The sequence below is a fragment of the Pedobacter sp. AC464 genome, assembly GCF_979253075.1.
Genome location: NZ_CEEDBV010000002.1, coordinates 1,169,361 through 1,193,718 on the forward strand (window position 1 = coordinate 1,169,361; position 24,358 = coordinate 1,193,718).

The following is a 24,358-nucleotide window of genomic DNA, read 5'->3' on the forward strand; positions in this document are numbered from 1 at the left end:
CGAGCAAATGGAAAATAACATTACGATATATATGCAGGAGCCGGATGGTTCTGTTACGCCCCACGAAGCCCCAACAGATATGGGTCTGAGTTTGATGGAGTTTTTGAAAGCATCTGAATACGATATTCTGGCTACATGTGGCGGTATGGCGTTGTGCGCAACTTGTTGCGTGGATGTTTTAGAAGGCGAAGAAAAGCTTAACGAAATGAGCGATGACGAATATGCGATGCTGGATACCTTGCCAGATTTATTGCCGAACTCCCGCCTGGCCTGCCAGTTGCAGTTAAACAACAATATGGACGGTTTGAAGGTTAAACTTCATGGTGCAGGTTAACTAAAAACGATAAAAAACAAAAAGCGATGCAAATGCATCGCTTTTTGTTTTTGCGCTGTTATTGTTATTGCCAGCTAATCGCAATCTATTAAATCAATTAACTTCTATCCTCGTTTTTTCTACATTCCAGCCGTAAACTTCAACAGCTGTTTTTTGATTTCCGGGATATTCTACTGTTACGGTTTTGCTTTCGCCCGGAAGAATGCTAATGTAATTATCATCATAAAAAGCTGGTAAAATCCGCTTCCCTGATGCAGCATCAATCAATGCTATCCGGTTAAAAAATGCAACTGGGTTCCCGGCGCTGTTCGTTAATGTTACCAAAACTTTTCCTTTAACGTTTTGCGTGGCTTTTACCTCTGGAGCAACAGATTTCATTTTCTGCAAGCCTTTATATTCGCCGTCTTTAGCGGGTAACCAATATAAATTTTCACTCAAAACCTTCTGGCTTTCGTCCAGGATGCGTAGTGAAACGAAAACGCCATCTTTTTTATCGAGCTTTTTTAAGTAATCATTTAAGGGGAAAAACCTTCTTACAGACGACGGCCCTATCGAATTAAAGACCTGAGAGTAAAAATAATCCTTTCCATCCATATCATAAACCTTTGCCTGCACCATCAAATTATCACGGGTTAAAAAACCGTTATTTACTACGGTAACCATGCTATCCAGCGGATTCATCATTACATGCAGCGGCTCACTTCCTTTTCTTAAACCATACAAACAGGCATTTGGGTCGAGGTAGTAATCGTACATTTGTCCACGCATGGCCGTCCACGGATTTTGGGTTTTCCAAATGATAGAACCCGTATACCACTCCCACATGTGAGAGGAAAAGCCTTCCATTAGAGCACGGTATTGGTCGTAATTAACCAATTGTGCTTTCATTGCAAAATCTTTGGCATCTTTTGCTTTTCCATAAGGATTAATGTATTCATCGTAACCAATATATTTGTGGTAATCCCAAACAGAATCTAGTTTTTCTTTAAACTGCGGGGCAAGCAAATTTTCCTTTGGAATAAATCTTTCCAACGATTCGAAATCGCCAACGCCAACGGAGCCCACTTCAGAATTGTAGGGGAATGTTTTGTTCGCCCAAAAACTTGTCGGATTTTGAATGCCATAAGGTCCGTCGCCGTTTCCTCCTAAAGAATTGAATGACATCTCATCGCTGTTCGAAAAATCAAAGAGTATGCGTGTTCCATCTAAACGCGGAAGGATATCATCCTTCATTGGCTGTAAAATATCTGCTGGTGGCGTAATCTCATTACCACCGCACCAAAAAGCCAGTGAAGCGTGGTTTCGAATCATTTTCACCTGGTCTTCAATCGCGGTTAAAACCAGATTATGATTGTCGGGATACTTTCTTCTCGTCCACTGGTCGTCTTTCTTCATCGGATCTACCCAACGCCCGTTACAATCTCCACTAAACCAAAAATCCTGGAAAACCAACAAACCGTATTTGTCGCAAGCATTATAAAACTCTGGTCGCTCGAGAATTGCACCGCCCCAAATCCGAATCAGATTCAGGTTCATATCCTTATGGTAACGCACTTCAGCATCATACCTGGCATCGCTAAAACGAAGCATTGCATCAGAAATAATCCAGTTGCCACCCTTTATAAATATTTTCTGCCCGTTTACATAAGCCCCCATACTTCGGGTTTGCTCGTTCCACAGGTTATCAATTTGCCGAACGCCAACTTTTAGATTCTCCTGATCTAACGTTTGCGCATTGCTGATAAATTTAATGTTCGCATCATACAGATATTGCTCGCCGTAGCCATTTGGCCACCATAACTTTGGGTTCTGAAGAACCAAATCGGGAAATGAAACCTCTATGTTCTGGTTTGCTTTGATGCTGATTTGTTTCTGAATGGTTTGGCCGCCGAGCTGGTACTGTAAAAGGCCGGAAATAACTTTTTCTGTCGGATTTTCTACCTCTACAGACATTTTTACCGTTGCCGGCTTTTGTTTCCCTTCAGGCAGACGCTTACCCGGAACCATGGTAATTACATGTGGATTTTTGAGGTTAATTCCTACTGTTTTTTCGATGGTCACTTTATCCCAAATGCCGGTATTTCTATCGCGAATTGGCTGAATCCAGTCCCAACCTGCTGTATATTGCGTGGTTAAACCTTTGGCAATTGTTCCATCGCCGCCCTGGCCCCCATTCGGGTTTCCAACAACATCTGGTGGATGAACAATAACTGCTAATCTATTTTTGCCGTTTGCAGCAAGCAGTTTGGTAATGTTGAAATGAGAGCGCAAATGCATTCCCTCAATAACATTCTGGTTCACTTTTTTGCCGTTTAAATAAACATCAGCCTTATAATTTATGCCCCGGAATTGAAGCCAGATTTGTTCACTACCTAAAGCTTTTTGTTCGAAATCTTTTACAAACCAGTAGGTATAATAATCATTTCCGGTTCTATAAACGTCAGCTATCTTTTCATTGTTCATGCCATAAAATGGATCAGGAACCTTGTTGTTGTTTAAAAGGCTTGTTAGAACTGTACCCGGCACAGTTGCTTTCATCCAGTTACTTGTTGAAAAGCGCTGGTTGGAAATTTCAACACCTGTTAAATTAAGATCTTTAACATTAGCACAAAGCCAGCCAGTGTTTAATTCATAACGTTGTTGGGCATTGGCGAAAAAGCCAAGGCACAGAAATAATACTATAAAGATTTTTCTCATTTTAAACGGTAAAGAGCACAAAGAAAGTAAAATATTGCAAAAACGTTTTACTTTTCTGCCTGAAACTTAAGAAATGCAGAGGCTAGTTTGCAACGTCCAACACAACAACATTATCAATTTCAGCATTAGAAAAACCCGTTGTTATAGCTGCCGAACCATTTTTTAAGCTGTACTTTACAGCTGTTTTATCTTTCAATAAATAAGCTTTTGTTATTTTCTTGAAAGGGAATTTATCGAATAAAACTGATGCGTTTTTAGGGTCTAAAATGTGTAAATAAACTTTATTGCCTTTTTGCGTTACACTACCCCACGATTGAGGCTTTACAAATCCGGCTGTAGTGCCGTAAATACTTTCGCCATAAGTTTTAAGCCATTCGCCCATTGCGTTTAAGCGCTCTATAAATTCAGGTTGGATTTCACCATTAGGCATTGGCCCAATGTTAAGCAATAAATTGGCGCCCAAGCTGCTCGATTTAACCAATGTGCGGATTAAGGTGGGTTTACTTTTGTAGCTTGTATCGGTTAAATTGAAACCCCATGAGCCATTTATGGTAATACAAGCTTCTAATGGTAAATGCTCACTAGCTTGCTGGAAACTGAGGCCTGATTTATTTTCACCAGGCAAATCCTGCTCAAACATTTGAAAATCTTCACCTGGAAATGGTGTCATATGGTGGTTGTTGCCAATCATACACTGTGGCTGAAGCCGATGTATCAAACCATAAATTTCGTTGTATTTCCAATCAATACGCGAACTTCGGTCTGCAGCACCTTCCGGAGCGGTCTGGTCCCAATGTCCATCAAACCAAATTCCACCAATTTCACCATAATTAGTAAGCAGTTCCGTGAGTTGGTTTTTCATAAACTGGAGGTAGGTAGCGTAATCGCCATGACCTTTCCGCCCGCTGAACTGGCCGGTTTTACCGGTTTCATGCGGATAATCTTCGCGGCGCCAATCTAGCAACGAATAATAGAGATAGAGTTTAATGCCTTGCTTATGACACTCATCGGCCATCATTTTAACTATATCTTTCTTGTAGGGCGTATTCATGATGTTAAAATCCGAATATTTCGTATCCCACATACTGAAGCCATCGTGATGACGGGTGATTAAGGTGATGTATTTCATCCCTGCATTTTTTGCAGTGCTAACCCATTTCTCCGCATCAAAATCAATCGGATTGAAAAATTTTTCCAGACGGCTATAGTTTTCCACCGTGACTTTCCGCTCGTTCATTACCCACTCGCCGGCGCCGGGAATACTGAAAGGCCCCCAGTGAATAAACATGCCAAAACGGGCATCGTTAAACCATTCCCTTTGTTTTAAATTTGCTGCAGAGGGCTTGTACTCCTGTGCGTTCAATCTGGCAAGGCACAAAAGCGCAATGCAAACCAGAGATAATTTTTTCATAGCATGTTGTTTAACTACTTAATCGATGCTTGTCGTTTCTTTAGCAGGCTTGCCAATAACCTTATAGTTGCCATCGCCTTTTAAAATAGCAAGCATTTGCTGTTGATTATTGAAGACCGCTTTTGCCGCCGCAAGTTCTTTATCGTATTGGAAACTTTGTTCAATCCTTCCCTTTTCATAAAAATAGCGACTAACAATTTGTGTTTCCAGTACTCTTTTTATTTCTGCTTTGTGATTGGCCAAGTCGGCTTTCTTTGCAGAGATTAGCTTGTTCTTCAAATTTTCTAAATCTGCTTTCACCTCTGCCGTTTTATTCTCCTTATCGGCCTCGTACCGCAATTCAGTTAATAATCGTTCCGTTCTGCTTTGGTAGCTTAAATCTTTATCGGCCAGCGAATTTGCAAATGCCGCATAATCAGCATCTGTAATTTGAAATGTTTTGGCTGATGCAACTTCAGGCTTTTCCTTTTTATAAAGGTTTGCATAGTTAAAAAACATGCTTTTATTAATCATTGTAATCGTAATCGGACTTAATTTTGCTGCCTCTACAACAACATCTGGATATACGCCATTGCCACTATAAACATTTCTGCCCGCTTTGGTTTGATACATGGCTATAGTAGAATCAGCAAAACGTTCGGCAATGCCATCTGCGTTTCTATGGGCATAATCCAACTTTTGGATGCACCGGCCAGACGGGGTATAATATTTAGCTACCGTTACTTTTACCAAACTATTATAAGGAAGATTGAACGTTTGCTGCACCAATCCTTTTCCGTAACTGCGCTGTCCGATAACAATTGCCCTGTCTAAATCCTGTAGCGAACCGGCAACAATTTCGGATGCTGAAGCTGAATTAGTATTGACCAAAACCACCAAAGGCACCGAAGGTGAAACTGGTGGAACCTGAGTTTTGTAGCTTATTGTTTTCTCTGCATTTTTACCTTTCTGGGTAACCACAAGCTGATCTCTGTTTACGAAAAGGTTTACAATCTTCACAGCTTCTTGTAAAATACCGCCACCATTGTTCCTCAAATCCAACACAATTCCCTTGGGGTTTTCCTTATTTAAACTTAGCAAAGCATCTCTAACCTCCTGACCAGAATTTTCGAGAAATTTATCCAGGCGAATGTAACCTACGCCATCGCCAACCATTCCGTAATAAGAAACATTGGGTTGTTTTATCTCTTCACGGATAATTTTTTTTATGATTTCCTTACCTTCCCGAATTATCGTCAAATCAACCGGGGTTCCCTTCGGCCCTCGGAGTAACTGACTTATCTGCGCTCTGTCTTTTCCTTTAATTTCAATGTTATTGATTTTGGTAACCTGATCGCCTGCCTTGACGTCTGCCTTATTAGCCGCATAGCCTTCGCTTACTTCATTAACAAAAAGCTTTCCATCGATGATAACCGTCCCGGCGCCGATACCACCGTATTGCGTACTAACATATTTCAACTTGTAGTCTTCAATTTCCGACTCTGGCACATACTCGGTATATGGGTCGAGACTTTCGAGCATTGCATCAATGCCAGTTTTCATCAATTCCGGCGCACTGGTTTCATCAACATAATTTATGTTAATTTCCTTGTAGAGGGAAGCAAAAATATCGAGGTTTTTTGAAACAAGAAATAAATCTTCTTTAAACGAAAAGGATAAAATTGCAATGGCTGAAACAGTTGCAATGACCAGGTATTTAATTTTCTTCATCCCTTATTGTTTTTAATGCTAAGCGCAGCCGAAGTAAACTTATGTCTAAATTAACCAATTGCGTACTGTAAATGTACAAAAAGAGACAAAGATTAAAAAGAAGGTCGATGGCTAAACGGGTAACTTAATCGTTAGCGTTTAAGAAAAAATACGAAGTAAAAATTTATAGTCTGTTGCCTTTTGTATCGGCAAGGGCTTTTTGAAGCGTATACTCAACGTAGGTACGATCGCGTTTAACCAGACGCATTATGTCTGCAACTAGCTTATCTTCGTTACCAGGGGTAAAATCCAACGGCTCGGCTACAAGATCGCGATATTTTCTTAAAAACTTAATTTTAACTTTTTCTGCGTTATCTGCCGTGAGTTGAAAGTTTGCCATTTTAATTTGATTTGCTACAAAAGTAAAAATATTATTGTTTGATTGACATGTTTTTAAATCAAAAACACAAAAAAATGGGCCTGTGTTTATTTTAGCATGATAATTGTGTTAAAAGTGCGTTATAAACGAAAATAACCCTTAAACTTAAACACAATGAAAAAATTTATCTTCTCTATTGTATTCTTAACCGTTGGTTGGGCAACGGCGCAGGCTCAGACCTTTAATCTAGGAATTAAGGCGGGCGTAAATCTTGCTAAAATAAACGCCGATTTCGCCAGCGAAGAAAACCGATTAGGTTACCAGGTAGGTGCATGGGCACGCATTGGTGGCGCCAGTTTTTATGTACAACCCGAAGCTTATATTGGTAGCAAAGGCAATAAATTTATCAGCTTTACAAACAACAGTAACACCGAAATTGCTGCAGAAGGAAAGGTGAAATTCACAACCTTAGATATCCCTGTATTATTGGGAACTAAGTTTGGCAGCAAAAACCTAAACGTAAGGGTAATGGCTGGCCCTGTATTATCGCTGATTTTAGATGACAGTTCTACTTTCAGTTCCGCTTACCAACAAGCTACAGATTTTGACAATTACAAAAACCAGGCTTTTGGCATACAAGCCGGAGCAGGCGTAGATGTTGGCGCAATTTCTGTTGATTTACGTTACGAAGCTGGTTTAACAAACATTAGCAAAAGCGAAAAATATAAGCAAACACCAAACTTATTCCAGTTAAGTTTAGGATTTAAGATTTTGTAAAGAAATTTAATCAATATGAAAGGCGGCCAATTGGCCGCCTTTTTTTGTTTCAGAATAATTGTCTGATAAAAAGACAGAAATCAGCTTTTTCAATTCTGATTATACGGGGAAATATAAAATTGTAATCGAGGGCATTAACGCTGACGGGCAAATCGGCCGGGCTGTATATAATTTTGAAGTTAAATAGATCACTTCAAAATCGTTAGGCTTCCGCTCAATTTACCACAATCATTTTTTAAATCTATTAAATAATAGTAAACACCAACGTTAAGTGGTTTGCCATTATCTGTCCCATCAAATTCTTTAGCATAGCCTTTGGAATAGAAGATTTTATCGCCGTTTCGGTTAAATATCGAAAATTCTCCCGCCGGGTAATTTGTTGCGCCTGCAATTTTCCAAGTATCATTTATGCCATCTCCATTTGGTGTAATTGAGTTCGGCACCTGCAAAACACTATTTTCGAGTTGGGTAAAGTCTATACTTTCGGTGCTAACCACACAGCCGAATTTATCTGTTACCATCAGAGTATATTTGCCTGGCTTCACGCCCTGTATATTCAAACCCTGGTAAACGTGTTCGCCGCTTGTATTCATCCAGCTGAACGCGTAAGGCGCCGTATTTCCAACAATCTCAATTCCTGTAGCGCTTACAGTTTTGCCATCGCAACTAATAGATTGCTGCATTTTACCAAGGTTGATTATCGGTAGCTCGGTGATGCCAACCGTGAAAGTTCCGGCAATATTGGTACAGCCATTGCCATTAGAAGCGATTAATGTGTAGTTGCCCGCAAAAACATTGCTGAGGTTTTCAGAATTGCCAACAATGTTTCCGTTTTCATCAGTCCAGCTAAAGTTTGTTGGCTTTTCTGTTTCATAGCTTATGATTGAGATGGCGCCATTTTTTTCGTTGCAGCTTGCAGGCAAAGTATTACTGGTTTTAACTTTATAACTGATGTTAATATTTTTAATGGTGTAATTTGCTGATAAAACATCGCAACCTCCGGGCTGGCTGGCTTTTAAATAATAGATCCCAGCCGGAACATTTACTAAATCCTTTGCATTGCCAACTTGTTCGTTGGCGGCGTTGTACCAATTAAAAACACTCGCGTCGCTAATGGTTAAATTTGTGATACTACCGTTTGAAGCACCACAGAATACATCGAATATTTTCTTAGATGCTTCTGAGATAAGTGGTTTAGAAAATCCAGAAGTTGCACCATCAGGATTGGTTCCGGTGCTGGTTAAACCTCCGGTTAGCGGTCCATTATATTGCCATGCTCCATTCGCATCTGTTTGTAAAGTTGCAACCCAGTTTTTACCCTGACAATCCGGACATTCGTCATCATAAAATAATTCTATTATGGAATTTGGGAGGTAAACGCCAGACGCCGAATTAGCGGTGATTAAATCGATTTTCGATTGTGAAATGGTTTTTCCATCTGGCAAGTCTTTAAATTCTATAGCAGATTTTTTGTTACAATAAAGGCTGTTCTTTAATATCGAAACGGGATAAGAAAAATCGACTTGTATGGCCTGTTCATTGTATGCAATTATATTTTGGTCGGAAATTAAACTACCACCAACAACTCCTGCGTCACAGTTATAAAGCTCTATTCCAAACTTGTTGTTGCCGAAGTTTTGGCTAGATAAAGCAGTACCAATATTGTTCCGCTTTATTTGATAGCCACTTTTTACATTATCAAGCATAATTCCTTTTTGCTGTGATGCAATGTAATTATCGGCAATAATAATCTTTGCATTCTGCCCGTTTGCAAAAATACCGGTAGCAAGTTCTGCAGGAAAACTCTTTGTTTTTGTAGCATCTAAGCCAATTATATTGAAAGAAACGTTTATGTTACCGCTTAAGCCGCCGAGCGATACTGCGTTTCTATTGCCGCTAACTAAGTTACCAAAACTGGCATTTGGCCCGCCAATCATGGAGTTTTTCAGGTAACTCAAATCAATGCCTACAACATTGCCTACAATTGTTAAACCTGTTGGATCTAAACCGATAATGTTTGCTGAAACTGTAATGTCGTCTAAATTGCTTGGTGTGGTTGGAGAAATAACTGACGTATAGTTTCCGCCAAAACAGTTCTGCCTGTTTGGTGCACCAATAATGATGTGCATTGCATTCTTAAGAAATATGCCTGCTTTACGCTCATCGGCCGGAATGCCGGTTTGTGAAATAAAATTGCTGAAGTATATACCGTAGACCTCAACATTTTCTATGCCATCGATGACTAACCCGCTGTAAAAAGCGCTCGATGCTCTTACTAGTTTAATCTTGATACTTGCATTGCCGAAAAATGATGAGGGCTGGGTTGTTGCATCAATAACTAAGTTGGAACTCAACGCAGGAAGCTCTTCGGTTAAACTGATTGTTACATCATCAGCGATTACTCCAGTTATATTAAAAACAATGTTATCTGTTCCGGCTGTTCCATTTGCATTTGCATCTAAAATTGCCTCGCGCAGAGACCCCATACCAGCATTTGAGTTGTTTAAAACTGTAAAAGTTGCTGCTTTAATTTTAAGGCAAAATGAAATGGAAACAAAGCAGATCCAAACAAATTTCATCATACAACAAGATACAAATATTTAAAATTCGTTTAAATAAAAAAGTCCCGATTTGCATCGGGACTTTAATTCATTTGCCTGCCAAATTACTGGTTAGCTGTATTATCAAGCAATGGCCTGTTAGCAGCCGTTGCCGATGTTATTGTCAGGTCGCCACGAGCACCAACGGTGTTGGTTCGTCCGCCGAAAAAACTTACAACTCCGTTTGTTGTTCCATTTCTAGAGATAATATTAGTAGAAGAGCCAGGATATCTTACATATAGTTCATAGCTTCCAATTGGCACAGCAACAAACGCTGACCCGGCTTTATAAGCAACATTTGTAGCAACTACAGTTTCAACCGCTGTAATTGAGTTCTTTATAACCAGATTCAGAGGAGCAGTACCATTAGGAATTGCATTTACAAAGCGCACATATGAAACCATATTGCTTGCAGAGGTCGGCGGTAATACATCTTCCAATACAAACGACTCAGCAGTTTTAGTAGTTGCATTGTAAATTCCACTTGTGTAAAAAGAATAGTATTTGCCGTTAGCTAAAACTGGGCTAATTTCTGATATAGAAACGTTCGCATTTGCGGAAGCTGTTGATGGAATAATACCGTTGATTTTATATGTGCCACCTGCTATTGCGCTGTAGTTAGAAGCAGGATATACCGCTCCATACCCTGTACCAGCGGTATTTTCAGCGCCTGTAGCACTTAAAATGCCAGATACTTTAACACCATTTGCATAAAAGTTCACTGAAGGTGCTCCGGCAGCAAAATTGAAATACTTAATCCTTGCATTATTTGCAGCATCTAAAGGCAAATCAATCACTTGTATGGAATTGTCTTTCTTACAAGAAAAACTAAATACTGATGCCAGTGTTACGGCCAGTATAGCTAAATATTTTATTTTCATAACGAGCTAATTAAGGTTGAACGATCCAGGTTGGTTTAGTATGATAATCGGTTGCTAAACCACCAATAACGCCTAAGGCTGTGCGGTTCCAAACATATTCAGAATTGTAACGCGGACGAATTCTGTATGCCGGTTTACCCGCATTATCTGAATATAATGTTGTTGGAAATACATAACCCAGATAAACCTGTTTACCGGTAGCCGGGTCTGCATCTGTATAATGGTATCTTCTCATATCCATCCAGGTTTCCAGATGGCCCCAACCCCACTGGGCAATATATTTCTGACACATAATCTGCGTTAAAGTTAAATCGGCAGAGCTTGTAGGGATAATTAACGGCGAACTCAAATAAGCTGTTTTTTCTGCGCTCGTAATCTGCGTTGGCGATTGGTTATCTTCAATATTTCTCGCGTTAACAAAATCGATGTGGCTAGATACACCAGCTGTATATGCGCCTAAGGCTGTTGCTTTATCGCCTTTTCTGAATGCAGCTTCTGCTTTAATAAATTGTAGCTGAGAATAAGTCATTACCGGCAGTTTACATTTATCAGAGAAAATATATCTTCCCTGTGTATTGGCTGGCGGAGCTGAGATAGAAGCTAAATTCCAAAAGTTATTCGGTAACTGACTTGCAGCAAACGATGCGTTTCCTGCGGCAGTAACAATACCTCTGTACACGCCATCTGGTGCTGGTGCAAGCATACGGCTCATGCGAGGATCTGTAACGCCAGTGAATTGCGTTCCATTCATCAAATTAACTATAAATGATGTTTGTCTGTAAGTTTGCATATTGCCCCTGGTTGGACCTAAAAAGTTTCTGTCATCATTACCAGTTACACCAGGATAAGCCATTAGCGCATCATCTGCATTACTGGTGAAAGACTTATCGACCGCAGCAATAACATCATCAGGTTTATAAGTCGATTTATTGCTGTAGTGGTTTAAATTTAAAGCCAGCATTGCGTAGGCAAGTTTTAACCATTTAGACCGGTCGCCTTTGTAAATTAAATCTGTTTTTCCTAAAAAGGCGGCATCTACGGCTCCGTCAGTTCTTTGCAAATTTGCGATAGCAGCGTTCAACAAACGCTGAACTTCCTGATAAGCAAATTCCTGTGTGTCATAATCGAATACATATTTCGTTGGATCAATTGCCTGTTTAACAATAATTTCCCCATGAACATCGGTTAGAGATTGCCATCCCCAAGCTTTAATTACCTGACCAACACCTAATAAATCCCATCGTTGTTCTGCTTCGGCCTTGGTGTTCATATCAACCAGATTCTGGCCCAAACTCCAATAAACATCTCTCCAAAGTTCGGCGCCATTATCCGAAACCGGATCGTAACCCTGTAAATCCCAGGTTGTACCTGCTGAAGTTGATGTCCAGTTTTGGGTATATCTGCCAATAAACCTTCCATCGTACTGTGGAGCAGTTACCATCCAGTGTATCATCGGCGACAGGTATAAGTTAGCTGTTACCGTTTGTGGTGCATTTGGATTGGTATTTACATCCAGATATTTCTTACAACTGCTAACAGTGAACAGAAGTCCGGTTAGCAATATTAAATATATTTTTTTCATAATCTTTTCTATTATAATCCGATCTTAATTCCAAAGTTTAAACCAATCGGCATCGGGAAGTTACCATAATCGATACCAGCCGCCCCTGAACCACCAACTGCTGCTGTATTACCATTAACAACCGGGTCTAAACCTGTGTAGTTTGTAATCAAAAACAAATCGGTACCAGTTACGAAGACACTTGCACTTTTAACAAATTTTTGTTTGCTAAGCAAGGTTTGTGGAAGTCTGTAATTAAAGGTAACATCACGCAATCTTATCCAGTTAATATCTTTTTCGATAAATAATTCCTCACTTACTGATGAATAAAAACCGTTTTGGTAGTAAGGAACGAAAGAAATGTTATTTACCGTTGGATTAGCGCTGTTTTCTCTTCCATCCTGCAACACTCCAGGAATAATTCTTGGCGTCATTCTATCAAGCGTATTGGTGCTTAAGCCTAAAGTGGTTAGGAAGTGTTGTGTTGCATTCAATACATCGCCACCTTTTCTAATGTCCAACAAGAAAGAGAGCGACATATTTTTGTAAGTGAAAGTATTGGTTAATCCAATCGAGAAATCTGGCTGTCTGTCATAACCTCCTTCAAGGAAAGTTGTTGAACGAACCGGAATACCTGAGGTTGGATTTATTAACAATTGTCCCTGGTTATTACGTAGGTAGAAAAGCCCTGTTAATGATCTGGTTGAGAAGCCCGGCGTATTACCGTTACGCACGTTTGCATATAACCAGGTGTCAGACACGTAAGATTCTGGCAAATCATTAGGTAAAGATAAAACTTTTCCTTTTGCCGATTCAAAGTTCGCTAACACATCCCAGTTGAAGTTTTTAGTCTTAACAGGCGTTCCACGCAAGGTAATTTCAACACCCTGGTTTCTGGTAGAACCACCATTAAGGTTTAACAAAATAAAACCGGTTGCATAACTGCTCCTGATGTCGTTTACAATCTGATCTGTAGTTTCTTTACGGTAAGCAGTTACATCCAAACCTAAACGATTATTGAAGAAGCCAAACTCAGCACCAAACTCGTAAGATTTCGCGAATTCTGGTTTTAACCCAGGGTTTGGACCTGTAAAACCGTATCCGTAACCACCACCTGCAGTTGTTTTGTTTTCTAAGGTCGGCACATAAGCATACGGTCTGGCATCCTTACCAACATTTGCATAAGCTGCTCTTAACTTACCGTACGAAAATACGTTTTTCAACGCCTTAAATGCAGGCACGTCTGTGAATACAAAACTACCTTGAACTGATGGATACCAGAAAGAATATCTGTCAATTGGAATGGTTGATGTACGGTCATTTCTGATTGTTCCGGTCAAAAATAAATAGTTTCTGAAATCGAACGTGGCTCTACCAAAGAAACTTACCAAACGGCGCTGGCTGATTGATGTTCTAACCAATTTGGTTGCAACGTTGTTTAACGAGTTGAAATTTGGATCAAGAAACCCTTCTCCATAACCTGCATCTACATTCGACTTTAGATTTTGCAATGAGTTACCTAAAGTAGCATCAAATGAAATATCTTCAGTAAGCTTTTGTTTCTCAAAATTAATTAAGTTTTGCAAATTGATGTTTCTGGTAATGTCGTTCGCAACATCTATTGTTCCACCGCGGCTAAATGCTGAAGCGCTTTCCGGGTGACGAACGATTAAGTTTTGATTCGTATATGAATCGATACCTACATTAGATTTGATGTTAACCCAGCTGAAAGGTGTAATAGTTAAACCCAGGTTGGAGATAATTCTATTGGTTTTTGAATTGATGATATTCTTATTAACGTTAAAATAAGGATTATCTATTTCAGCGTTCCCGGCAGAACCGAATGCCAATAATCTTCTTGTACCAGCGGCGGTTATGTAATTTGTTGCATCATCCGTTTGTGGCCAAACTAATAATCCTAACAATGGGCCAATACTACCTTTTAAAGGCTGGTCGTTAACGGAATAGCTATAATTCATTGATAAATCGGTTTTTAACCAACTGTTTACAATGCCTTGAGATGCACCTGTTAAATTTATCCTTTGATAAGCTGAATTAGGAACTACACCACCCTGATCTGTGTAAGATGTCGAAATACGGTAGTTAACTTTTTCTGAACCACCTTCAAATGATAAGTTGTGCTTTTGAGTAAAACCTGTTTGAAAAAAGTCTTTAACGTTATCATAAAACTGCGTTCCGGGCGCATAGGCAGGCCCAAAATACTGATAGATATTGTTAAGAGTTGAAACAGAGTTTGGTATACCCTGGCCACCCAAGCCATATTCTTTCTGTAACTCAGGATATTTTCTTGTTGTTTCTACTCTGAAACTGTTGCTGTAATTAATTGCGCCTGCTCCAGCTTTTGCTCTTTTTGTAGTAATAACGATAGCACCATTTGCCGCATCAATACCATAAAGTGCTGCTGCCTCCGGACCTTTTAAAACCACCAAACTTTCAATATCTTCAGGGTTAATATCTGCCGAACGGTTTGTAAAATCTACGCCACGATTGCTAAAGGCAGTGTTAGAACTCGCGTCAGAGACAAATGCCGAAGTGTTTAATGTCTTGTTATCAATTGGCAAACCATCAACAATCATTAAAGGCTGGTTGCTTCCGCTGATAGAACTTACACCACGAATTGTAATTGAAGATGATGCTCCCGGTACACCAGAAGAACTTGTAACCTCAACCCCGGCAACGCGGCCTTGTAAAGCGTTAACGAAGTTTTCGCGTTGAGTTTCGGCAATTGCAGCGCCCGAAACCGTTTGTTGAGAAGTACCCAACTCGCGTTTCTTAACCGTATTACCCAAAGCTGTGATCACAACCTCGTCTAAACCTTTTGCGTCCGACTGTAGCGCAACGTTAATTGTTGTATTGGATCCAACTGTTCTTTCAACTGTTGCAAAACCAATATAAGAAAATGTTAAAACATCTGTTCTGGATGCCTTAATTGAGTAAGTACCATCTCCACTGGTTTGAGTAACCACCGTGGTACCTTTAACTTTAATGGAAACACCCGGTATCGGTCCGTCAGACGACGTAACCCTACCGGTAACGGTTATTTGTTGCGCTATGGCATGAGCCAGCAACAAAAACGTACCGATAAAAATTAAGAGTAGCTTTTTTTTCATAAACTGCCAATAAGGTTAGTAAAATGTTTAGTTGTTTGTAGTTAGTTTGTTTTGCCAAAAACACGCACAATACCGCACGTTTTTCAATATTAAGCTAATATCATAAATGTTTTTCAATAAAAGAACAAACAACTAACATTTTTATTTACAACTTACAGTATTTAATTGCAGAAAACCGCAAAAACACGCACGTATTTGAAAATTATTTTTACATTCGTGTAAACCAAACGCTATATGCTCAAAAAGGAACGCCATGACTTCATCATGCGCCAGATCAATCTGCACAACCGGGTACTTACTTCTGATTTAGTTCATTTACTTAACGTTTCGGAAGATACGATACGCAGGGATTTACAGGAACTTGTTGACCAGGGCCTGCTTTTTAAGGTTCATGGCGGTGCATTGTCTAAGTCTTACCATTCTTCTTTTGATGATAGCACGGTTTATGCCCGGGAAAGCAAAATCATCATCGCCAAAAAAGCAACCACTCTGGTTAAAGATGGTATGGTTGTTTTAACCGGCGGGGGAACGACCATTCTTGAATTTGTTAAACAATTACCAGAAAACCTTGCCGCTACTTTTTTTACGATAAGTCCGTTGGTTGCCGTAGAACTTGCTAAATACAGTAACATAGAAGTTATTTTGATTGGCGGCTTATTCTCAAAAAATTCGCAAATAACCTACGGTGGACATGTTATTAATCAACTTTCGGAAATTAAAGTTGATTTATGCCTGATGGGAACCAGTGCTATACATCCGGAAGAAGGTTTAACAGATACCGACTGGGAAATTAACCAGCTAAAAAAAGCAATGCTGGCGGCTTCGAAAAAATCGGCGGTTTTGTGTATATCAGAGAAACTCGATATTTCTTTGCGACTAAAAGTTTGTTCGATGGAAAGTATAAGTTACCTGATCACTGAATTGGACGCGGACCATGATTCGATATCGAGGTATGTTGTAAAAAATTTGAATATCCTATAATTAGCAAAAAAGGTTCCGGTTTTATACCGGAACCTTTTTGCTTTAAAATGATGGATCTGCAGGTGTGTTTGAATTATTATCACGCTCCTGAAACGGATATGGGAAGAAATTACGCTTCCTTTCTGATGTTGGCCTTGCGAATCTTCTCATATCTTCCAGTTTTAAACCAGACATGTACAATTCGATACAGCGGTTTTGATAGATTAAATCCAATAATTGCTGCTGGCTATAACTTCCTGTCAAAGCAGGCAAAGCTGCACCAACGCCGAACGGATCGCCCGCAGCAGTTTTGGTTATTATTTTATTCAACTCTGTTAAAGCATTAGGTAAATCTGGTTGCCTGGCGTAAACTTCAGCCTTTATTAAAGTTATCTCACCCGGAAGGTAAATCGGGAAGGCTGTTGAGGCCGCTGCGCCAAAACCACTTATGCGCACAGCAGGTGCAATTACCGCGGTTGAAGTGTAGAATGGAATACGTTTATCAGCCGGATCTGGAGTAAACGAACCGGTTAAACCTAAATTTGCATTTGTTGGCTGAAAAACATTATTCGTTGATGTAGCCACTTCAAAAATTGGATTTAAGGTGATGGCATCAAAGTTAAATGCCGATCTTTTCGTTAAATCTACCTGGTTAGCGGCAGCCAAGGCCAGCGGATAATTTCCGGCAAAAAGAGCATAACGGGCTTTCAACGCATACAGGGTATTCGTAATATCTAAACCTGCCGGAATTTGCGCTAAAAATGTAGCACTCACAGGGTTTGCCGCAATTACAGAAATTGCATTATCTATTACAGAAATCGCTTTGTTAAAACCTTCAACGCGGGTGATGAAGGTAACGTTTGAGCCGATTCCAGAAGGCACCTTTTCCCAAAACTGAGACATATTTCCAATCGCAAGCGCTTTAAAAATACTCGAGTAAGCAATTAACCCAGCTGCGTAGTTTTTATCTGCAAGATTTGCAGCATTGGTTATCACGTTATCAGAATCGTAAACAATTTTGTTTGCATTAGCCCACAAGTTTAGCAGAATCGAATTTGTACCATCTACTGCGCTTCCTCCGGTGCTTAATTGCAGTTCGGGGATATTTCCCGAATTTAGAAGAAACACTTCATTAGTTACAAAGCCGTTCGCGGCAATCGAATTGAAAAGCAAACCCGGCCTGCTAACGGTATAAACTCTCTGCAGGCCAACAGAAACGCCGGTTAAACCTTTTGATGAAGCCAATACATCGGCAGCAATTGCCCCGTTTGGGTCTTTATATTCTTTTTTGCATGAAAACAGCATCGATGAGGCCGTAACCATTACTAAAAAAGCTGAATATTTTATGTTGATAGTTTTCATAATGATTTAGTGTTGGAATTAAAATTTAGCCTGTAAGCCCAATGAAAAAGTACGTGGAATTGGCACCGAACCAAAATCAATATTTCTTAAAATAGTTGATTGTCCGCCGGAGTTTAACTCCGGATCATAGCCTTTGTAATTATCCCAGCTAAATAAATTTCTACCACTTACGTTTAAAGTAAGGTCTTTTACGAAAGAAACTTTACCCAAGTTGTAGCTTAAAGATATTTCCCTTAGTTTAACAAAAGATCCGTCGTCAATACGCCATTCTTCGGTAGCATACACACCTGCAATATAACCTCGAGGTAACAAACCTAAATCTTCCTGTTCTGCAACTTTACCATTTCCAACGCCTTGTCTGGTACGCCAATCAGCATTCCAAACCTCACCGCCCTGTACTGCATCCAGCTGAACATGCAAACTCAGTTTTTTGTAAGTAAAATCATTAACAAATGATGCGGTATAATCCGGATTTGGATCGCCTAAAACCTTGCGCAACGTAGTTCCTGTTGGTAGGCCATTTGCATCACGCTGTGGTGAAAATGTTGTTGCTGATGTTTGGGTACCTCTTTCCAGCTGAGGAATTCCGGCAGCATTTGTAAGCAGGCTTCCATCGTCCTTACGGGCGAAGAAAGTTCCGTAAAATACACCGATTGGCTGGCCGTCAATAATTGCAACTGGCGCTCCGGGATTTGTAGATAATAATCTCAATCCACCTGTTCCAACTGCTTTATTACGGTTTCTGTTGAAAATAACTGTACTATTCCAGCTGAAATCTTTTGTTTTTAAAGGTACGCCGCTTACCATTAACTCGAAACCACGGTTGCGGATGGAGCCAGCGTTATCCAGTAAACTCGAAAAACCAGTTGTCGGTGCTACCACCACCGGAATAAGTAAATCTTTTACGTTTTTGTTATACCAGCTAAAAGTCAAACTCAAACGGTTATTAAAAAAAGCCATGTCTGTACCTATTTCAAGCTCTTTCTGGCGCTCTGGCTTAACACTTGTATTGGCAAGCTGACCGCTTGATACCAATGAAATTTTCCCGATGTAAGAACTCGAACTGTACTCGTTAAAACGATCGTAAGGACCAATACCCGTTAAGTTACCCGATTCGCCATAAGCAGCCCGAACTTTAAAGGCATTCCACCATGAGCTTACCCCAAAATCTTTCCAGTAATCGGCAGATGAAGGCACGTAACTAATGTTACCTTTTAAATAATATTGCGTACGGTTATCTTCACCAAAAACAGTCGATTGATCAACACGTACCGCTCCGGTTACGAACAAATGATCTTTGTATTTAAAGTTCTGTTGAATATAAGCTCCGGAAATTGAAAATTCCGACCTCCTGTCGTTATTTGGCAGAATTGAGCTTGCTCCGTTCACAGTTTCAACAAATGGTGCTAAACCTCGTCCGTTAAGCAGGCTGTACAAGTCTTTTTGATACTGGTAAGAACCGCCCAACTGGGTAGTAGAACTTAACAGTGATGTTAATTTCGCATCATAGGTAAAGTTCAGTTCGTTATTAAATAAGGTTGTGGTTGCATTTGCCGCACTTGCATAACCGTTTAAAGATGGGTCTAAGCCCGCACCGCCACCATAAAAACCTGTGCTTACGTTATAGGCGAAGGGCGGGATAAAAGTTGTGCCGTTTTGAATCGTATTATCAACGCCCATTGTATAATCGACAGTTAAGTTTTTAACCGGATTTAATTTTAGGCCTGTATTTGCAATAATGCGGTTCGAAAACTGGCGCTGCTTTATGTCTTCAATAACCGATACCGGATTTACACGGCCACGCTCGCCAACAGCCAATAAATTGCCGAGTGCGTCCCTTTTAAAAATATCATGAAAATTACCGATGATGGTTACAGAATTCATCGGAGAGAAAAACGAGTTACCATCCGGTTTTTCATTAGCATCACTATGTACATAATTGAAACCAGCTGTCATCCGGGCCCAGTTATTAATTTTCTGATCTAAATTTGCTTTAAAATTATACCTTGTAAAATCAGTATTCTTAATAATGCCCTGGTTTTTAAAGTAACCGGCAGATGTGTAAAACTTTGTATTATCATTACCACCAGAAACCGATACAGAATTATCTGTACCTACACCGGTTTGGAAAATATAATCCTGATAATTGTAACGTGTAACCGGCGTTGTATTCGTAAGCAAGGCTGGTGGCGTGCCTACAGTTTGAATAATATCCTGAGTAAAAGCATCTACCGAGCCACCAAATTTTAGCGGCGCCTGGTTAACTTCAATTTGTTTGCGCAGTTCGCTTATGGTTAGGCTGGTATTGAACGTAACCTGAGTAGCGCCACTTTTGCCACGTTTGGTAAAAATCTGAATCACACCCGCATTTGCACGCGAACCGTAAATTGCCGCAGCAGCTGCGCCATTTAAAACTTCAATGTGATCAATATCGGATGGGCTGATATCAACCATCCTGTTTTGGCCAATGGAACCCACAAAGTTATTTCCATCGTAATTACCAGAGGTATTGGTTACCCGGGTTGTAGAGTTATTCGCAATTACGCCATCAATTATATAGAGTGGCTCTGATGAAGAATAAACAGAACTTATACCACGTAATCTAACCGACATTCCGCCGGCTGGGTCGCCATTGTTCTGACTAATTTGTGCACCAGGCGTTTTGCCCTGCAAAGCTGTTAAAACATTTCCGCTTGGCGCTTTATTTAAATCGTCGCCCTTTACCGTGCTCACATAACTTCCCAATTGTTTTCTCGTAGTTCCTTGTGATGTACCGGTAACGATAACCTCATCGAGGCCCACCGCATCTGTTGCTAAACTCCCATTAAGCTGCACCTGATCTCCGGCGCCTAAATCTGCCGTTTGCGTTAAGGTTTTAAAACCAACATATGACATTTGAACCTGGTACTTTCCGGCCGGCAAATCGACAGCAAAAGTGTAAGTTCCATTTGCGGCGGTACTTGTGGCTAAGGTTGTATTTAAAATTTTTAGAACTGCGCCAGGAATTGGCTCTTTCGTTGTTGCTTCAGTTACCTTTCCGCTAATTGTATAGCGCTTTGTTTGAGCGTCTGCCATCTCTGTAAATAAGAGTAGCAGCAATGGGGCCATCAAAATTGTAAAAAACCTTGGCGACCATTTAAGGTAAAATTTTTCCATAAATTAGGATTTAGTAAAAAATAGGATAAAAACAAATTTAATAAAATTGCGTGCAAACAAAATTTTTTATTCAGGAAGACTGATTTTACCCATACAAATGGAAGGTACGCCCTGTCTTCTACCAAAATTTATTGGGCTTCCGCACAATGTTTCGTTAGCAAGAACCGCAAATAAAACGGCTTCCTTTGCATCGGGATTAATGCCTAAATCTTCGGTGCTCCTAAATACAGATTGAGGCAGTTTAGCTTTAAGCAAATTAACGAGTAATGGATTATGCATTCCACCGCCACTCATAAAAACATTTGCAGCAGCATCATCTCCAAAGCATTTTTTCACTGAGTTTGAAATCGTTTCGGCAGAGAAATGGCAAAGCGTTGCCATAACATCTTCCTTGTTAATGTTTTCTGTGGATGAGGCTTTTTGCGCTGACGTCAAATAATCAAGATTGAACAATTCAGGGCCTGTCGTTTTTGGGAATTCAACATCAAAAAATTTACAGTTAAGTAATGCCGAAAATAATTTTTCATTTATTTTTCCTGATGATGCGATCCCGGCATTTTTATCATAGAAAACATCATAGTGTTTTTGCACGTATTGGTCCATCATGGTGTTCCCAGGACCAACATCTGTAGAAAAGATTTCGCTGGCGTTCAGGTTTCCGGGCAAATAGGTAAAATTTGCAATCCCTCCTATATTAAGCATTATCCTGTCTTCGTCTTTCTTCGAAAAAATCAGGTAATCGCCATAAAAGGCCAACGGAGCACCCTCACCGCCCGCAGCCAAATGCTTTTGCCTGAAATCTGATAAAGTGATAATGCCCGTTTTTACCGCAATGTGATCTCCATCGCCAATTTGCAGGGTTCCGTTTGGGTAATCGTGTAATTGGTGTTGTGCCTTCGGCGCATGAAATATCGTTTGCCCATGGCTTGCGATAAAATCGATTTCGGCGGCAGTATAACCCCAACGCTTCAATGCATCGTTTATTAACTCGGCATGAGTGTTTGCTATATGCTCATTCATGAGGCAAACCAATTCTAAATCAACCTGCTTTTTAGAAAAGATAGCTTTTATTTTTTGCCTGAAATCATCGGTAAAATCACCAGTTTCAAATTCGAGTATTCGTATCTGAGTTTCTGCACCATTTCCCTTAACACTGCAAAGCGCAATATCTAAACCATCCATCGAGGTACCACTCATTAAGCCAATAATTAAGCGTTCATCTTTGCCTGCGTTTTTATAGAGTCTTTCTAACTGTAGATTCATAATTGCTTGATTTATTGCGAGAACGATCAAACGTTTGTTTGTGCCTCTAAGCCAATTTTAAGGAAATAGTTGCAATAAAAGTAAATAACCTTTGTTAAAAACCGACCATATCTTTCTATATTTACTGCTCCGTACATTAAAATCCATACAAAAAAAATGGCAAGATTAAATCTACTGGAGGAGACGCGCTTCGAGAAACTACCGGTAAGCGTGTTCGAAAATCCTAAAATTGCTTCTGTAAATGTTGCACATCGCATCGCAGATCTCATCAAAAGAAAACAAGCATCCAACACACCTGCAGTACTGGGCTTAGCAACAGGTGTTACGCCGATTGCGGTTTATGCCGAACTGGTTAGATTGCATAAAGAGGAAGGCTTAAGTTTTAAAAACGTAATAACTTTTAACCTGGATGAATATTATCCGATGCTCCCAAATGCGGCGCAAAGTTACGTTACGTTTATGAACGAAAATCTTTTCGACCATATCGATATCGATAAAAATAATGTACACATTCCGGATGGAACCCTGGCGTTGGAAGACATTCCTGCCTTTTGTTTGGATTATGAAAAGAAAATCGGCGATTTGGGTGGCCTCGACATTCAGATTTTGGGTATCGGCCGTACTGGTCACATCGGTTTCAATGAGCCAGGCTCTGCGCCAAACTCCGGAACGCGTTTGGTAACATTGGATGATTTAACACGAAGAGATGCTGCCCGTGATTTTGGTGGGAAAACTTTTGTTCCTACAAAAGCCATCACCATGGGTATAGGAACTATTTTTAAGGCTCGCGAAATTATTTTAATGGCCTGGAGCCGTAAAAAAGCTTCAATTATTAAAAAAGCTGTAGAAGGTGAAATTTCTGGTGAAGTTCCGGCAACGTATCTTCAGCTTTCTGATAATGTTGAGTTCATTTTAGATGCTCCGGCAGCCTCTAATTTGACCAGATTTGACACCCCTTGGTTGGTTAAGGATTGTGTTTGGACCGATGCATTAATTCGTAAAGCAGTTATCTGGCTTGCAAATACCCTAAAAAAACCAATATTAAAACTAACTGAAGATGATTATAACAACAATGGCATGGCACAACTTGCCACCGAAAAAGGGCCTGTTTATAACATCAACATCCATATTTTTAACAAATTACAGCATACCATTACAGGTTGGCCCGGCGGTAAACCAAATGCAGACGACTCGCAACGCCCCGAGCGGGCAGAGCCTGCGAAAAAGCGTGTCATAATATTTTCGCCTCATCCTGATGATGACGTAATATCTATGGGCGGAACGTTCATCCGTTTAGTCGATCAGAAACATGATGTACACGTAGCTTATCAAACCTCGGGTAACACGGCAGTTTGGGACGACGACGCTTTGAGATTTGTGGAATTTAATGTTGATTTTACCGAGAAGATGGGCATGGATAATACCCACTTAAAAGAACTCTATCATAAAATGAGGGCTTTTATCGAGCAGAAAAAGCCAAATCAGGTAGATACTCCGGAAATTCAGACTGTTAAAGGCTTAATCAGGAAAGGTGAAGCGATTGCCGGTGCCCGGTATTGTGGCCTTGAAGATGACCACATTCATTTTCAGGCGCTTCCTTTTTATGAAAGTGGCAAAAACCAAAAAAACCCGGTAACAAATGCTGATGTACAGTTAACGATTGAGCTTTTGCAACAAGTGAAACCGCAGCAAATATTTGCAGCCGGCGATTTTGAAGACCCACATGGCACCCATTTGGTTTGCTTTAATATTATTTTAGCTGCTTTAACTGAATTACGTAAAACAGAAGAATGGGCAAACGAATGCTGGTTATGGATGTACCGTGGTGCATGGCATGAGTTCGAAACCCATGAGATCGAAATGGCGGTGCCAATTAGTCCGCAGGAACTTGAGCGCAAAAAATACGCGATTTTTAAACACCAAAGTCAGAAAGACAGAGCTGTTTTTCCAGGTGACGATGCAAGGGAATTCTGGCAGAGAGCCGAAGACCGCAATCGCGATACTGCAAAAGCTTATGATGCTTTAGGTTTAGCAGAGTATGAGGCTATGGAAGCTTTTGTTCGCTGGAAGTTTTAGCAGTAATAAACTGTTTCAATAGAAAAATCCTGCATTGTGAATTCAATGCAGGATTTTTTTTGTCTGAACCATTCTGAACTT

Annotated in this window: 15 protein-coding genes; 4 read left to right on the forward strand and 11 right to left on the reverse strand. The window is 40.1% G+C overall.

The features are described 5' to 3' along the window. The first annotated feature begins 7 nt into the window (after nucleotides 1–7). On the forward strand, nucleotides 8–334 hold the full coding sequence (locus tag AC0IWT_RS15940; RefSeq protein ID WP_056869326.1) for a 2Fe-2S iron-sulfur cluster-binding protein: 327 nt from the start codon (nucleotides 8–10) through the stop codon (nucleotides 332–334). A gap of 93 nt (nucleotides 335–427) precedes the next feature. Here the strand turns inward: AC0IWT_RS15940 and AC0IWT_RS15945 are convergent, their stop codons facing one another. The 4 genes from AC0IWT_RS15945 to AC0IWT_RS15960 all read right to left on the reverse strand — a co-directional run bounded on the left by AC0IWT_RS15945 (nucleotide 428) and on the right by AC0IWT_RS15960 (nucleotide 6,531). Then, a complete protein-coding gene (locus AC0IWT_RS15945; RefSeq protein ID WP_471797905.1) occupies nucleotides 428–3,031 on the reverse strand; it encodes a glycoside hydrolase family 2 protein in 2,604 nt (867 codons plus the stop codon). Nucleotides 3,032–3,113: 82 nt separating this feature from the next. After that, nucleotides 3,114–4,442 carry an alpha-L-fucosidase gene (locus tag AC0IWT_RS15950; protein ID WP_471797906.1) on the reverse strand — a complete coding sequence of 443 codons (1,329 nt, stop codon included), beginning with the start codon at nucleotides 4,440–4,442 and terminating at the stop codon, nucleotides 3,114–3,116. A gap of 18 nt (nucleotides 4,443–4,460) precedes the next feature. After that, entirely contained in the window at nucleotides 4,461–6,152 is a 1,692-nt protein-coding gene (locus tag AC0IWT_RS15955; protein WP_471797907.1) for a S41 family peptidase, read from the reverse strand. A 163-nt stretch (nucleotides 6,153–6,315) separates the two neighbouring features. Next, the gene (locus AC0IWT_RS15960; protein WP_471797908.1) at nucleotides 6,316–6,531 is read right to left on the reverse strand and encodes a hypothetical protein; all 216 of its coding nucleotides are present in this window, start codon (nucleotides 6,529–6,531) and stop codon (nucleotides 6,316–6,318) included. 153 nt (nucleotides 6,532–6,684) lie between these two features. Here AC0IWT_RS15960 and AC0IWT_RS15965 point away from each other — a divergent pair, with 153 nt between their 5' ends. Beyond that, complete coding sequence (locus tag AC0IWT_RS15965; protein WP_056869321.1) at nucleotides 6,685–7,287, forward strand: porin family protein; 603 nt, start codon at nucleotides 6,685–6,687, stop codon at nucleotides 7,285–7,287. 188 nt (nucleotides 7,288–7,475) lie between these two features. On the opposite strand, the gene AC0IWT_RS15970 is transcribed toward AC0IWT_RS15965, so the two are convergent. From AC0IWT_RS15970 to AC0IWT_RS15985, 4 genes are all read right to left on the reverse strand, one after another. Next, a complete protein-coding gene (locus AC0IWT_RS15970; RefSeq protein ID WP_471797909.1) occupies nucleotides 7,476–9,773 on the reverse strand; it encodes a gliding motility-associated C-terminal domain-containing protein in 2,298 nt (765 codons plus the stop codon). Between the two features lie 179 nt (nucleotides 9,774–9,952). After that, a complete protein-coding gene (locus AC0IWT_RS15975; protein ID WP_471797910.1) occupies nucleotides 9,953–10,768 on the reverse strand; it encodes a hypothetical protein in 816 nt (271 codons plus the stop codon). Nucleotides 10,769–10,778: 10 nt separating this feature from the next. Beyond that, nucleotides 10,779–12,350 (reverse strand): RagB/SusD family nutrient uptake outer membrane protein, encoded by a 1,572-nt coding sequence (locus AC0IWT_RS15980; protein WP_056869317.1) that lies wholly within the window; start codon nucleotides 12,348–12,350, stop codon nucleotides 10,779–10,781. An 11-nt stretch (nucleotides 12,351–12,361) separates the two neighbouring features. Then, entirely contained in the window at nucleotides 12,362–15,460 is a 3,099-nt protein-coding gene (locus tag AC0IWT_RS15985) for a SusC/RagA family TonB-linked outer membrane protein (RefSeq protein ID WP_471797911.1), read from the reverse strand. 234 nt (nucleotides 15,461–15,694) lie between these two features. On the opposite strand from AC0IWT_RS15985, the gene AC0IWT_RS15990 reads away from it, so the two are divergent. After that, nucleotides 15,695–16,441, forward strand: a complete 747-nt coding sequence (locus AC0IWT_RS15990) for a DeoR/GlpR family DNA-binding transcription regulator (protein ID WP_056869315.1) — start codon at nucleotides 15,695–15,697, stop codon at nucleotides 16,439–16,441. A 42-nt stretch (nucleotides 16,442–16,483) separates the two neighbouring features. Here AC0IWT_RS15990 and AC0IWT_RS15995 read toward each other — a convergent pair whose 3' ends face one another. The 3 genes from AC0IWT_RS15995 to AC0IWT_RS16005 all read right to left on the reverse strand — a co-directional run bounded on the left by AC0IWT_RS15995 (nucleotide 16,484) and on the right by AC0IWT_RS16005 (nucleotide 22,201). Further along, entirely contained in the window at nucleotides 16,484–17,782 is a 1,299-nt protein-coding gene (locus tag AC0IWT_RS15995) for a RagB/SusD family nutrient uptake outer membrane protein (protein WP_056869314.1), read from the reverse strand. A gap of 18 nt (nucleotides 17,783–17,800) precedes the next feature. Beyond that, nucleotides 17,801–20,938: a SusC/RagA family TonB-linked outer membrane protein gene (locus tag AC0IWT_RS16000; protein WP_471797912.1), complete on the reverse strand. Its 3,138-nt coding sequence runs from the start codon at nucleotides 20,936–20,938 to the stop codon at nucleotides 17,801–17,803. A gap of 66 nt (nucleotides 20,939–21,004) precedes the next feature. After that, on the reverse strand, nucleotides 21,005–22,201 hold the full coding sequence (locus AC0IWT_RS16005) for an anhydro-N-acetylmuramic acid kinase (protein ID WP_471797913.1): 1,197 nt from the start codon (nucleotides 22,199–22,201) through the stop codon (nucleotides 21,005–21,007). A 156-nt stretch (nucleotides 22,202–22,357) separates the two neighbouring features. Between AC0IWT_RS16005 and nagB the strand changes: the two genes are divergently transcribed. Continuing rightward, nucleotides 22,358–24,277 carry a glucosamine-6-phosphate deaminase gene (gene nagB, locus AC0IWT_RS16010; RefSeq protein WP_471797914.1) on the forward strand — a complete coding sequence of 640 codons (1,920 nt, stop codon included), beginning with the start codon at nucleotides 22,358–22,360 and terminating at the stop codon, nucleotides 24,275–24,277. The last annotated feature ends 81 nt before the right edge of the window (nucleotides 24,278–24,358 follow it).

What these genes read in the sequence shown, in the direction of transcription:
- AC0IWT_RS15990 (WP_056869315.1), top strand. Translation starts at nt 15,695, where the DNA reads ATGCTCAAAAAGGAACGCCATGACTTCATCATGCGCCAGATCAATCTG.
- AC0IWT_RS15955 (WP_471797907.1), bottom strand. Translation starts at nt 6,152, where the DNA reads ATGAAGAAAATTAAATACCTGGTCATTGCAACTGTTTCAGCCATTGCA.
- AC0IWT_RS16005 (WP_471797913.1), bottom strand. Translation starts at nt 22,201, where the DNA reads ATGAATCTACAGTTAGAAAGACTCTATAAAAACGCAGGCAAAGATGAA.
- AC0IWT_RS15965 (WP_056869321.1), top strand. Translation starts at nt 6,685, where the DNA reads ATGAAAAAATTTATCTTCTCTATTGTATTCTTAACCGTTGGTTGGGCA.
- AC0IWT_RS15945 (WP_471797905.1), bottom strand. Translation starts at nt 3,031, where the DNA reads ATGAGAAAAATCTTTATAGTATTATTTCTGTGCCTTGGCTTTTTCGCC.
- AC0IWT_RS15940 (WP_056869326.1), top strand. Translation starts at nt 8, where the DNA reads ATGGAAAATAACATTACGATATATATGCAGGAGCCGGATGGTTCTGTT.
- nagB (WP_471797914.1), top strand. Translation starts at nt 22,358, where the DNA reads ATGGCAAGATTAAATCTACTGGAGGAGACGCGCTTCGAGAAACTACCG.
- AC0IWT_RS15950 (WP_471797906.1), bottom strand. Translation starts at nt 4,442, where the DNA reads ATGAAAAAATTATCTCTGGTTTGCATTGCGCTTTTGTGCCTTGCCAGA.
- AC0IWT_RS15985 (WP_471797911.1), bottom strand. Translation starts at nt 15,460, where the DNA reads ATGAAAAAAAAGCTACTCTTAATTTTTATCGGTACGTTTTTGTTGCTG.
- AC0IWT_RS16000 (WP_471797912.1), bottom strand. Translation starts at nt 20,938, where the DNA reads ATGGAAAAATTTTACCTTAAATGGTCGCCAAGGTTTTTTACAATTTTG.
- AC0IWT_RS15995 (WP_056869314.1), bottom strand. Translation starts at nt 17,782, where the DNA reads ATGAAAACTATCAACATAAAATATTCAGCTTTTTTAGTAATGGTTACG.
- AC0IWT_RS15960 (WP_471797908.1), bottom strand. Translation starts at nt 6,531, where the DNA reads ATGGCAAACTTTCAACTCACGGCAGATAACGCAGAAAAAGTTAAAATT.
- AC0IWT_RS15980 (WP_056869317.1), bottom strand. Translation starts at nt 12,350, where the DNA reads ATGAAAAAAATATATTTAATATTGCTAACCGGACTTCTGTTCACTGTT.
- AC0IWT_RS15975 (WP_471797910.1), bottom strand. Translation starts at nt 10,768, where the DNA reads ATGAAAATAAAATATTTAGCTATACTGGCCGTAACACTGGCATCAGTA.
- AC0IWT_RS15970 (WP_471797909.1), bottom strand. Translation starts at nt 9,773, where the DNA reads ATGGGGTCTCTGCGCGAGGCAATTTTAGATGCAAATGCAAATGGAACA.